11 protein-coding genes are annotated in these 12,045 nt (G+C 72.2%); 2 read left to right on the forward strand and 9 right to left on the reverse strand.

Going from position 1 to position 12,045, the window contains the following annotated elements; translation table 11 throughout:
- Positions 1-14: 14 nt before the first annotated feature.
- Positions 15-665 carry a DedA family protein gene (locus MXD57_RS16055; protein WP_250402158.1) on the reverse strand — a complete coding sequence of 217 codons (651 nt, stop codon included), beginning with the start codon at positions 663-665 and terminating at the stop codon, positions 15-17.
- A gap of 427 nt (positions 666-1,092) precedes the next feature.
- Here MXD57_RS16055 and MXD57_RS16060 point away from each other — a divergent pair, with 427 nt between their 5' ends.
- Entirely contained in the window at positions 1,093-2,667 is a 1,575-nt protein-coding gene (locus MXD57_RS16060) for a hypothetical protein (RefSeq protein ID WP_250402119.1), read from the forward strand.
- A gap of 145 nt (positions 2,668-2,812) precedes the next feature.
- On the opposite strand, the gene MXD57_RS16065 is transcribed toward MXD57_RS16060, so the two are convergent.
- Positions 2,813-3,787, reverse strand: a complete 975-nt coding sequence (locus MXD57_RS16065) for a LysR family transcriptional regulator (protein ID WP_250402120.1) — start codon at positions 3,785-3,787, stop codon at positions 2,813-2,815.
- 185 nt (positions 3,788-3,972) lie between these two features.
- Here MXD57_RS16065 and snpA point away from each other — a divergent pair, with 185 nt between their 5' ends.
- Positions 3,973-4,668, forward strand: coding sequence for a snapalysin (snpA, locus tag MXD57_RS16070; protein ID WP_250402121.1), 696 nt, complete (start codon positions 3,973-3,975; stop codon positions 4,666-4,668).
- A 222-nt stretch (positions 4,669-4,890) separates the two neighbouring features.
- Here the strand turns inward: snpA and MXD57_RS16075 are convergent, their stop codons facing one another.
- The 7 genes from MXD57_RS16075 to MXD57_RS16105 are packed head-to-tail and all read right to left on the reverse strand — an operon-like array spanning position 4,891 to position 11,361.
- Positions 4,891-5,688: an enoyl-CoA hydratase/isomerase family protein gene (locus MXD57_RS16075; protein WP_250402122.1), complete on the reverse strand. Its 798-nt coding sequence runs from the start codon at positions 5,686-5,688 to the stop codon at positions 4,891-4,893.
- Positions 5,685-6,974 carry a cytochrome P450 gene (locus MXD57_RS16080; protein WP_284505636.1) on the reverse strand — a complete coding sequence of 430 codons (1,290 nt, stop codon included), beginning with the start codon at positions 6,972-6,974 and terminating at the stop codon, positions 5,685-5,687. Before MXD57_RS16080 ends, MXD57_RS16075 begins: the two co-directional genes overlap by 4 nt.
- 56 nt (positions 6,975-7,030) lie before the next feature.
- Positions 7,031-8,389: a cytochrome P450 gene (locus MXD57_RS16085; protein ID WP_250402124.1), complete on the reverse strand. Its 1,359-nt coding sequence runs from the start codon at positions 8,387-8,389 to the stop codon at positions 7,031-7,033.
- 13 nt (positions 8,390-8,402) lie between these two features.
- On the reverse strand, positions 8,403-8,963 hold the full coding sequence (locus tag MXD57_RS16090; protein ID WP_250402125.1) for a GTP-binding protein: 561 nt from the start codon (positions 8,961-8,963) through the stop codon (positions 8,403-8,405).
- Positions 8,964-8,966: 3 nt separating this feature from the next.
- On the reverse strand, positions 8,967-9,350 hold the full coding sequence (locus MXD57_RS16095) for a DUF742 domain-containing protein (RefSeq protein ID WP_250402126.1): 384 nt from the start codon (positions 9,348-9,350) through the stop codon (positions 8,967-8,969).
- On the reverse strand, positions 9,347-10,186 hold the full coding sequence (locus MXD57_RS16100; protein WP_250402127.1) for a roadblock/LC7 domain-containing protein: 840 nt from the start codon (positions 10,184-10,186) through the stop codon (positions 9,347-9,349). The genes MXD57_RS16095 and MXD57_RS16100 overlap by 4 nt, the downstream gene beginning before the upstream one ends.
- Entirely contained in the window at positions 10,183-11,361 is a 1,179-nt protein-coding gene (locus MXD57_RS16105) for an ATP-binding protein (RefSeq protein WP_250402128.1), read from the reverse strand. The genes MXD57_RS16100 and MXD57_RS16105 overlap by 4 nt, the downstream gene beginning before the upstream one ends.
- Positions 11,362-12,045: the final 684 nt, after the last annotated feature.

Here is a 12,045-nt window from a genome sequence, read left to right on the forward strand (position 1 = left end):
GCCTCGGCCGAGGCTCAGCCGTCCCGGCGGCGTTCCTGGTCGCGCCGCAGGCGGCGCGTCCGGCGGGCCTCCGCCAGCAGCGGCAGCAGCGAGAGCGCGACGATGACGGTGACCAGCGGCAGCAGGTAGTCGTCGACGTGCGAGACCGACGAACCCAGGAGGTATCCGGCGAGCACCAGGCTCTGGGACCAGAGCAGCCCGCCCACCGTCTGCCAGAAGGTGAACGCCCGTATCGGCACCCCCAGCGCCCCGGCCGCCGGATGCAGCACGGTGCGCAGCATCGGGACGAAGCGGCCGATCACCAGCGCCTTGCCGTACCCGTACCTGGCCAGAAGCCGCTCCGCCCGTGCCGTGCTCTGCTGCACCCGCCGGTTCGAGGAACGTTCCAGCAGGGGCCGCCCGCCGTGCCGCCCGAGCAGGTAGCCCACCTGGCCGCCCACCACGGAGCCGACGGCCGCGCAGAGCATCACCTGCCACAGCTCCAGCCGCGGCGGCTGCCCGTCGCCCGCGGCGCACAGCACTCCGGCGGGGAACAGCAGCGTGTCACCGGGCAGGAAGAACCCCACGACGAGCAGACCCGACTCGGCGAAGATCACCGCCAGGACACCCAGCGCCCCGAAGGCAGCGAGCAGCGAGGCGCTGTCCGTCGGATTGACGGCGATCACCACGCTCGCCTCCCTGCCCCGCTCGCCGGCCGCTTTCCCCCAGTGTCCCGGTGCCCGGGGCCGCCGGCCGCTCCGACGGCCCGACCGGGCATCACGTCGCCGGATCCGTACGTCCTCGCCGTTCCTCGGGGCCGAGATCGGCACCGGTGCCGGCTGCGGCGTCGTGGCCGGCGGTCCTGCGCATCCCCGGTACCCCCGGTGAGGCCGGCATCCCCGTCGCCCCGGCGGCGCCGGCCGCCTCCGGCCCGCGCCCCGCGGCCGCCCCCGCCGTGCGCGCCCAGGGCGACCACAGCCGCCCACCCGGACCCGCCCCCCGGCCCGCGCCCCGGCCGGGCGCCGGTCCCGGACCCCCTCTGTCGGGCCCCGCCCAGCGGCCCTACACTGCCCATCCGCAGACATGTGGGGACAGTTGACGGGGGGAGCCGCCATGTCCGGAGATCCGTACGGCCCGGAACCTGGATTCGCCGTACCGCCCATGCCCCAGGCACCGCCGCCCGCACCGCCGGACGGCCTGCGCGCGACCGCCGTCGCGGTGCTCAACCTGAGCGGCCTCGGCCTCGGGTACGCACTGGTCCGGCGATGGCTGACGATGGCCGGCTGCTGGGTGGCGACCGCGGCCCTGCTGTTCGTCGCCCTGCCCGCCGACGCGGACGGCGTCCCGGGAGCCGCCCTCGCCCTCTACGGCGTGGTGCTGCTGCTCGCGGCCGTGCACGGCGCGGTCGCCGGACTGCGCACCCGGCTCACCGGACCGGCCGGCGCGCCCCTCGCCCTGCTGCTCGCCGTGCTGCTTCTCGCCGTCCCGGCGGGCGGCGCCCTCTGGTACCAGGACGCCCGGGAGGAGGCCGTGCAGCAGGCGCTCCTGGACCGTCTCGAACGGGCCGACCACCTGGTGACGGCGGCCGGCCGGCACCCCTTCGCCACCGCCCGGTCCGACTACCGGACCGCCCTGGACGTCTACCGCGACCTCGCCGTGGAGCACCCCGGTTCCCGCGCGGCCGACCAGGTCCCCGACCGCATGCGGACCTACTACACGACGGTCGGCGCGGCCTACGGCCACCAGGACTACTGCGCGGCCGTCGAGCCGCTCACCTACCTGCGCACGGTGCCCCGCGGCATGCCGGAGCGGCAGCTCGGCTCGCTGGCGCGGTGGCCGGACGGCCGCCTCGCCACCTCGCTGTTCGAGTGCGGCTCGGCAGGGCTGACGAGCGGTGCGCAGGACTGGGCGGCGCGCTTCGGCGACCTGCTGACCACCTTTCCGCGTTCCGCCCCCGCGGCCAGGGTGGCGCCGGCCGTGGACGCGGCGGTGCGCAGGGCCGAGAAGGGCGTCCACGGCGGCGACCCCTGCGCCGCCGTCGAGCGGTTGAACAGCCTCAGCAGCCGGATCACCGATCTCGCGCGGAGCGCGGCCGGCGCGGCGGACGCGGCGGACGCCCTCGACGGGACCGCCGGCCGGGCGGGCCGCAGCGGGAACGCCGGGCAGTACTCCTGCGGCGTCGACCAGTTCGAGGACGGCGACTTCGACGCGGCGCAGAAGACGATGGAGAGCTACGTCGACGACAACGAGCACGGCGGGAACCTCGAGCGCGCCAAGAAGATAGCCATCGGTGCCGAGGTCGCGCGGACGCTGCCCGCCGCGGGGAAGAGGCTGCCCACGACCGCCTCCGGCGGCAGCATCTCCGTCACGGTCAAGAACGACAGCCCCGACGACGTCACCGTCCTGTACACCGGGCCGGTCACCGGCAGCTTCACCCTCAAGGGATGCGGCGGCTGCAAGGCGTACCCGCTCTCCAGCACGCTCCTGACCGGCTTCAAGCCCTGCGCCGACAGCGGCCGGCACTACCCGCAGCGCACCCTCAGCCTGCCGGTCGGCACCACGTACTTCGTGCACAAGCCGCACGGCGGCAGCACCGCCACGCCCGCCTCCGACACCGCCCGGCTGCGGTCCGGCTACGTCTACACCGAATGCGCCTACACGACCCGGTCCCTGGGGTCCGCCCACTGACCGCGCCGGGCCCCTCGCATCCGGCCGGCCGTGTCGGTTCCGCCGGCCGGCGCGGGACCCGCCGGGGGCCCGCGCCGAGGACCGCGGCGACCGCCGCGGCCGGCCGGGGTGCCCCGGCTCCGGCGCGCCCGGAAGCCGTGGCTCCTCAGGCGCCCACCGCACGCAGTGGCTGCGTGGACCGCCCGGCGGCGGCGTCGCGCGCCAGCCACCCCTGGTACGCCGGCGCCTGCCGGGCCGCCTCCCAGTAGGCCTCCTCCAACTCCCGCCAGCCGAGGCCGAGTTCGTCAGCCGTCCGGGCCGCGAGCAGCAGCCGTACTCCTATCGGGTCACCGTGCAGGGGCCGGATGACCAGGTCGGAGCGGGGCGGGAGCGCGGTCGGCTGGCTGACCGTGACCACCTCGCCGATGGCGGCCAGGAAGTAGGCCGTGAGGTAGTCGCCGTGCAGCAGGTCGGGCTCGATCCCGGCGGCGCGCAGCACCCGGCACACTCCGTCCCACTCGCCGTCGACGGTGGCGTCCACCATCCAGCGGTCGTCCGCGAGGTCCGACAGACGGACCTCGCGCCGGGCCGCCGCGGGGTGGTCGGCGGACATGGTGACGAACTGGGGTTCGCGCTCCATCAGGACCCGCAGACTCAGCCCCTCCGGGACGCGCAGCGGGCTGCCCTCGACCTCGTGCACGAACGCCAGGTCCAGCCTGCCCTCGGCGACCTGCCGCAGCAGGGCGTTCGCGGACACGTCCATCTGCAGGCTGGGCTCGACGGGTGGAACGCGGGCGCGCAGCCGGCTGAGCCAGCCCGGAATCGCCCGGCTGGCCGTGGCGCCGATGCGCAGCCGGGGACCGCCCGCCGCGCGGGCGGCCGCGGCCCGGGTCTCGGTCACGATCGCGGTGAGTTCGGCGACCACCGGCCGGGCGCGGCTGACCACGACGTGCCCCAGCGGCGTGGGGCGGCTGCCCGTACGGTCGCGGGTGAAGAGCCGCCCGCCCAGCAACTGCTCGATTCGGCGCAGCTGAGTGCTCAGCGAGGGCTGGGCCATGCCCAGTTCACGAGCCGCCTTGTGCAGGCTGCCGGCGTCGGCGATGGCGCACAGCACGCGTAAGTGCCTCACCTCGAGCTCCATGCGCGGAGCGTATGGGGTGAGCCTGATGAGGCGCCAGATGTTCAAACGCCAACGGAACAGCACGAGTCGCCCTGATAGCCGGGCGCTATCCCCAGTTGCCATCATCCGCACGGCCCCCGGGCTGGCCCAGACTCATGGGCGACCGATCGTTCACCACCCCACACGAACGAGTAGGAGCCCCCCACATGACGTCGACCCGTAGGCCCTCCATGTCCGCGAAGGCCTCCAGGAGACTGCTGGCGCTCGGCCTGGGCGTGACACTCGCCGCCCTGGGCGGCGCGATCCCGGCGAGCGCCCGGACCGGCACCCCGACCACCGGCTCCACCGCCACCGTCCGGGCCGGCTACACCGGCTCGGACCACGAGGCGGCGAACAACAAGGCGTTCTTCGAGGCCGTGCTGGACTCGGTCGCGAAGAAGCAGGCGGCGCACCCGAATCTGCGGTCGGTGACCGTGTACTACAACGCCACCCAGGCGCCGACCTTCCGCTCCCAGATATCGAGCGCCGCCTCGATCTGGAACAGTTCCGTGAGCAACGTCAAGCTGGCGTCCACCTCGGGCAGCGCGGACTTCTCGTACTACGAGGGCAACGACTCCCGCGGCTCGTACGCCTCCACCAACGGCCACGGCAGGGGCTACATCTTCCTCGACTACGCGCAGAACCGGCGGTACGACTCGATCCGCGTCGCCGCGCACGAGACCGGCCACGTGCTGGGGCTGCCGGACCACTACAGCGGGCCCTGCAGCGAGCTGATGTCGGGCGGCGGCCCCGGCCCGTCCTGCACCAACCGCTACCCCAACTCCACCGAGCGGTCACGCGTCAACCAACTGTGGGCCAACGGTCTCACCAAGGCCCTCGACAAGCTGAACTCGGTGCGCTGACACCCTCGGGGCAGTCCTCCGCTCCTGCCCGAAGCGGGCCGTGCCACCGGCGGCACGGCCCGCTTCCGCGTGCCGCCCGGCAGGCCCTTCCGGTCGCCGGTCGCGGCAGCGGGGTGTCCGGCGGCCACCGGAACCCGGCCCGACCGCGGTGAGCGGCCCTGGTGCCGTGACCGGGAAGGTTCACCGGCTCGCGGCGTCCGGCAGACCTTCCCGGTCACGGCACTAGGTGTGCCGTCCCGCCCGCCGCGGCCGGCCCAGCTCCGCGGTCAGCAGGTGCGCGTCGAGCAGTGCGACGTCGGCGGTGCGGGCGGCCCGCGAGTGGCCCGCGAGCATGCGCTTGGTGAGGGTGACGGCCTCCGGCGGGCGCCGGACGAGCGGCCTCACCCACGCCTGGACGGCGGCGTCCAGTTCGCCGGGCGGGGCGACCTTGTGCAGCAGACCGAGCCGATGCGCGGTGGCGGCGTCGAAGACGTCGCAGGTGAGCATGAGTTCACGGATCCGCGCGGCACCGCCCTCCACGATGAGGCGGCCCATCGCACCGCCCCAGGCCGGCGGGAGTCCCACGCCGATCTCGGGCATGCGGAACCGGCAGGTGTCGGCGCCCGCGCGCAGGTCGCAGAACGAGGCGAGCGCGAGGCCGGCGCCGATGACCCTGCCGTGCAGCCGGGCGATGGTGACGGCGTGGGTGTTCTCCAGGGCGTCGCACACCCGGTGGGCCTTGTCCGCGATCCGGCGCATGACAGCCCCGGTCGGGTCCTCCGCCAGCGCCTCCTGGTACTCGTTCCGGTCGGCGCCCAGACAGAAGTCGTCGCCTTCGGCCGACAGCACCAGCACGCGTACGTCGGGGCGGTCGTGCAGGCCGTGGAGCAGCCCGGCGAGGTCGTCGAGGGCGGCCACGGTCAGCGTGCTGTCCCGCCCCCCGGGGTTGAGCCGGACCCGCAGGACCGGCCCGTCCTGCTCGGCGGCCAGCGCCTTGCCGTGGAACACGCCGGCGGGGGAGGGGTTGACGATCTCGGTCATGACAGGGCGACGTCCAGGTTCAGCAGGCGCCGGAAGGCCACGCGCGGTGCCCATGACGGCCGGCGTACGAGGGTCAGTCCGGGCAGGCGCCGGACCAGTTGGTGGAGCAGGGTCTGGGCCTCGAGGCGGGCCAGCGGCGCCCCGAGGCAGTAGTGGACGCCGCCACTGAAGGACAGGTGTCCCGGTTTGCGGTGCAGGTTGAACAGCTCCGGGTCCGGGTGCCGGGCCGGGTCGCGGTTGGCCGCGCCCACCATGAGGTGGACCATGTCGTCCCGGCGCACCTCGGTGCCGCCGAGTACGCAGTCCCGGGAGGCAACGCGGCTGATGACGTGCGTGGGCGGGTCGTAGCGCAGCGACTCCTCGACGGCCGCGGGGACGAGCTCGGGACTGACGGTGAGCCGGTCCCACTGCCGCGGGTGCTCCAGTAGCAGCAGGGCCGTCGTGGACAGCAGCGTGGACGTGGTCTCCAGGGCCGCCAGCAGGAAGAACAGGGCCAGGTGGTAGACCGCTTCGTCGGCCTTGTCGCGGTCGCTCTCCATGCCGTCCCACACCGCGAGCCAGCGGGACACGGGGTCGTCACCGGGATGCGCCCGCCGGTCGCGCACCAACTCGGTGAAGTAGTCGCGCAGTTCGGCCGTGGCGGCGTCGGACAGGGCCAACTGGCTGGCCGAGGGGAGGAGTTCCTGGGTGAAGACCTGGTCGTGGGTCAGGTCCCGCAGCCGGGGGAAGTCCGCGGCCGGCAACCCCAGCCAGTGGCCGATGGTGGCCACCGGCAGCTCCTCGCCCACCAGGGCGTTGAAGTCCGCCTCGCCGTCGCGCAGCCGCTCGGCGAGGGTGTCGAGGAGTCCACCGGTGATCTGTTCCACCGTCCCGCGCAGTTCCTCCAGGGAGGTGCGGTCGAACATGCCGGCCGACCGGCGCACCCAGGTGTGGTCCGGGGCGTTGAGCGCGGGCAGCGTCTTGCTCATCTCCCTGGAGGAGGGCGCCGTCCAGCGCGTCCCGTCTCCCTGCTGCTCCCGCCAGCGCGTGTCGGGTTCCAGCCACTCGCGGCTGCGCAGGACCTGGTCGCACAGGCCGAAGCCGGTGACGAGATGACCCCCCCAGGGTGCCGCGACCACTCCGCCCCTCGCCCGAAGCTCGGCATAGATCGGAAAGGGGTTCGCCTGACCTTTCGCCGTCCGCAGCCGGGAGAAGAGCGAGACGGCGAAGCGTCTGTCGGCGGGCGGAGTTGTCGCGATCTCCACGACGGTCCCTTCTTGATCGTCAGCATCGGGCGCGCCATGCATACCCCACCGATGGCTGATACATACAAGATGACTATGCGCGGTGCGAGTTGCCTACGTCACTCACCCCTGGTCCACGCCAGGAACCGGCTGAACAGACCGGGCTTCGCCTTGGGCGCGGTCGGTGCCGCGGACCGCGGCGACGGGCCCGGGACCTGGTGCGCGCCGCTCGCGGCCGGCTGCGGCTGCGGCGACTGGGCGGGCGTCACGCTGCGCGGCGTGAACCGGACCGGCAGATTCACCAGGGAACGGCTCCACGGGGCGGGCACCCAGTTCAGGTCCTTGAAGGGAACCCGGACCTCGACGTCGGGCAGCCGGTTGAGCAGCGACTCGACGGCGGTGACCGCGATCACGAACGCCGGGTCCTTGGCCGGGCAGGCGTGCGGCCCCGCCCCGAAGGCCAGATGGGCCTTGGCGCTGAGCTGTTCGCGGTGCTCGGCCAGCCGGGGGTCGGTGTTGGCCGCGGCGAAGGAGATCACCACCGGGTCGTTGGCCCGGATGGTCCTGGCGCCCAACTCCACGTCGTGGGTGGGGTAGTGGGCGGCGTAGTTGGCGATCGGCGCGTAGTTCCACAGCACCTGGGTGACGGCGTCCTCGACCGGCAGTCCGACCTGCCAGTCCTCGCCGAGGATCAGGGCCCCGGCGCTGCCTATCGTCGCCGACAGCGGAGCGGTGCCACCGGACAGCAGGGTCACGAGCTGGTGCAGCACCTCCTCGTCGGTGAGCTGCGCCGAGTGCTCCATGAGACGGGTCGTCAGGTCGTTGCCGGGCCGGCGCCGCTTCAGCGCGATCAGCTCGCCGAGCGCTTCGCCCAGCACCTGGTCCGCGCCGGCCGTGCCGTCGAAGATGCCGCTGATGCCGACGATGACACGGTCACCGATCTCCGGCGGGCACCCGAACAGGTCGCTGAAGACCAGCAGCGGCAGCGGCTGGGCGTACTCGGCCATCAGCTCGGCCTGCCCGAGGCGGTCCGAACTGAACCGGCTGATCAGGTAGTCGGCCGACTGCTGGGTCTGCCGCACCAGTTGGAGTTCGTTGACACCGGCCAGGCTGTCCGTGACCGCCTGGCGCAGCCGGGCGTGCGCCGCACCGTCGCTGAACAGCGCGTTGGGCCGGTACCCCATCATGGGCAGGGCCGGGCTGTCCGAGGGCACGCGTCCCTCGTTCAGCGCCCGCCAGCGGCGGGAGTCCCGGACGAACGAGGCCGGGTTCTGCAGGATGTACAGGGCGGCGTCGTAGCTGGTGACCAGCTCGACCTCCACTCCCGGGGCGATGTCCACCGGCGCGCTTGGGCCGAGACGGCGCAGTTGTTCGTAGTGGGCGTCCGGATCGGAGCCGAACTCGGGTCCGTAGAGCGGGACGTTGCCGTGCGCGGGGCAGCCGGGCGGTGGCCCCTGGATGCCGGGAGGCTGCTGCATGTGGGGGTGGCTCCTAGTCGAGAAGGGACAGAAGGTGGTGGACGAGGGTGATCAGGGCCTGTGCCGACGACTGCTGGTCGCGTACGTCGCAGGCGACGACGGGGGTGCGCTCGGACAGGTTCAGCGCCTCGCGGATCTCCGCGAGCGGGTAGTCGGTCGTGCCGTCGAAGTGGTTGACGCCGATGGCGTACGTGAGCCCGAACCGCTCGACCAGGTCGAGGACGGGGAAGGAGTCCGAGAGCCGCTCGGGGTCGACGAGGACGAGTGCGCCGAGCGCGCCGCGGGACAGCTCCTCCCACATCTCCTTGAAGCGCTCCTGACCCGGCGTGCCGAAGAGGTAGAGCACCACCTCGTCGCTGATGGTCAGGCGGCCGAAGTCCATGGCGACCGTCGTGGTGGTCTTGTCCGGGGTTCCCGACAGGTCGTCAAATCCGACGCTGGCCTCGGTGATCTCCTCCTCGGTCCGCAGGGGCTCGATCTCGGAGATGCTCCCGATGCACGTGGTCTTCCCGACCCCGAAGTGCCCCACCACGAGGATCTTGACCGCGGTGAGAACACCTGAATCCAGGTACACGAATCACGCTCCGAATCGGGCTTTGAGGCCGTCGAGTACGGCGTTGAGCACTTCGCGGTCGACGCGTTCGGCGGGTGGAACCGGCTTGCGCGCGATGATGTGGCCGCTCTCCTCCATCTGCGCCAGGAGAATCCGCACGATCCCCAGCGGCAGATGCGTGTGGGCGGCCACTTCGGCCACGGAGAGAAAGCCCTCCGTCACGAGTTCCAGGACCCGGCGCGCCTCCGGTGAAAGGGTGCGCGCCGAAGCGGCGGCACCCTCTTGCGCGGACACCAGCGTGGTGCGCTCGTAGGTATTGTCCGGTGGCAGGGCCCGCCCGTTCGTGATCACGAAGAGCGGGACTAATGCCGAGGTCAGTTCGAGTTCCTCGTGCGGCTCGTCAATCACGTACGGCTCGCCTCCCCACGGGGTGCCAGATATCCGTTCAGCCGGGGCACCGCCTGATGCAGACGGGTGGTGAACTCCTCGATATCGGCATCGTGTTCGGCGGCCGCCGCCAGGAAGGCGCCCTGCCCGGCCGAGATCAGGAAGATCCAGCCGTGCTGGAACTCGATGACCGTCTGCCGCCATCGCGCCGCCTGTTCCGGCCCGGCGAACTGCGAGGTGGCCCTGCTGTAGGCGTGGATACCCGTCATCGCGGCCGAGATGGTGTCGGCCAGGTCCTGGCTCATGCCCGTGGTGGCGCCGCGCGGCAGGCCGTCGTGACCCAACAGGACGGCGTGACGGGCGCCTTGCACCTCGCCTACCGCCGCGTCGAGGTCCGCGATCGGGATCCCCGTGCCGCCCACCGGTACCTGCTGGGTCCCGCCGGAAGGCCCGTCGCCGCTCTCCGCGTGCACGCGCGGCGGCGAAGTGAGGTTGTTGCCGAGCCGGGCGACGAGCCGGTGCATACGGAAGGAGATCTGCTGCATGTCGACGTCGGGGGCGGCGGCCGCGGCGAGGTAGGCACCCTGGCCGGCGCCGATCAGGAAGATCCAGCCGTGCGAGAACTCGATGATCGTCTGGTTCCACTGCCTGTCCGTCCCGGGCCCGGCGAAGTGGGAGGTCGCCCGGCTGAGCGACTGCATGCCCGCCATGGCGGCGGAGATCGTCCGCACGTCCTTCTGCTCCATGCCGTCGGTCGCGCCGCGGGGCAGGCCGTCCGAGGAGAGCAGGACGGCGTGGCGTGCCTTCGGCACGTTGTGCACGATGTCCTCTAGCATCCACGACAGGTCGCTGGTCATGCGTCATCGGACCCTTCGGACGGCGCCGAGGCGAGATTGCGACCCGAGAGCGTGCCGCGCTGGAAGGCTCCCAGGCTCCGGCCGACGGCTCGTCCGGCGTCCTCCGACGCCGGGGCGGGCGACGCGCCGGCCTGATCGGGAACGCTCGCGATGGGTACCTGACGGGCACCCCGCCGGGGCAGGCCGTGCGCGGTGCGGGCCACCACCTCCGGCCGGCCCACGCTGCCACGTATCCCGCTGACCTGGGGCTCCTCGGGCACCGCCGGCTCCTCCTCGGTCCACAGTTCCTCCGGCAGCAGGACGACCGCCCGCACACCGCCGTAGCGGGAGACGCCGGTCACGTCCACCCGGAATCCGTACTGCCGCGCGAGCAGGCCGATCACCGGAAAACCGAACTTGGGCTGGTTCCCGAGGTGCGAGAGCCGCGGGCTGAAGTCACCGGAGAGCAGTGTGGAGGCCTTCTGCCGGTCCTCGTCGTTCATACCGACACCCGCGTCGTCGATGACGATGCACAGATTCTTCTGCACCCGCTGGAAATTGACCTCGATCGGCGAGCCCTGCTGGGAAAAGCTGGCAGCGTTGTCGAGCAGTTCGGCGACCGCGAGTGCGACCGGGGAAACGGCGGACGCCTTCAATGCAAAACCGGTCTGCTGCATGATTTCGACGCGCCGGAAGTTTCGAATCTGTCCCTGCGCGCTGCGCACCACGTCATAAACGCTCGCGGGCCTGTTGCGGCGGCCCAGCGGCGCACCGCACATCACGGCGATGCCCTGTGCCTTGCGTGCCATCTGCGCATTGGCGTGACTGACTTCCAGCAGGTCGCCCAGCACGGAATGACCGCCGTATTTGCGCTGGATTTCCTCGAGCAGTGCGAGCTGTTCCGCGGCAAGGCTCTGCAGAAAGCGTGCCGATCCCTTCAGGACGGCCTTCGTGCTTTCCTCGGCCGCCTCTTCGGCGTCCGCGATAGTCTGGTCGTGCTCGGCCCTGTGTCGCTGCAACTCTGCGCTTAAAGCTGCCAGTTGACCGTCTGCCGCGCTCAGTTGCCGGGTGAGTTCGGCTTCGGCCAGGCGCTTCTTCGCGGCGATGGCCTTGTTGCGACGACTGAGCGCGAGTGCCGCGGCGACGGCGATGACCGCCACCGCGCCCAGGCACCAAACGAGTGCGTCTCGAAACATGGATACCTTTCCTATGTGTAGCCTGCAGCCATCAGTGGACGGACATGGGGGGAATCCGTGACACAACCGCTCGGAACGACTCGGCCGACTTCGGGTCGAGAAGCCGGTCCCAGCGCAGCGCCCGAGCCGAGTGGACCAAGGTCGCAGACGCGGGGATGCTATCACTGACTTGGGGAAGTGTTTGCAGCGCGGAGTGGCTGTATCGAGCCGGTCCGGGGTGCTGGTTCCGTCTCTTTTGCCGGCGTGCCGGTGGCCGTGCGTGACCCTGGTAACCGGCGGTTGTTCGCCGCGGCGCCTATTGAATGCGCGCCGCCCGTCATTTTCCCGACATGCAGCCGGACTCATTGCCTTTTGTCGGACTTGGGATCGGGTCCGTCCGTATACACGGCCGGGCCGTCCCGCCCGGCCGGGAGGGAACCGGCACGGGGGCGCGTCGGCCCGCCGTGTGTCCGACGCCGCGGCGCGTGTCCTGTGGGGAGTCCACCTTCTCGTCGGCCTGTCCGTGTCCACCGGGCGTCCCCACTGCGCGCCCGACCGGTCGGCGGCCGCGATCTCCTTCGGGGCGGACGCCCTGCTCCTGCGGACCACCGCGCAGCCCTTACGCGCGGGAGGGAGGGCGGAGGTGGAGGACGGCGCGGAGCGGCTCGCCCGACGGATGCCGCGGCGCCCGGCCGGCCACCGCCG

It is taken from the genome of Streptomyces cellostaticus, assembly GCF_023630175.1.
GTDB classification, from domain to species: domain Bacteria; phylum Actinomycetota; class Actinomycetes; order Streptomycetales; family Streptomycetaceae; genus Streptomyces; species Streptomyces cellostaticus_A.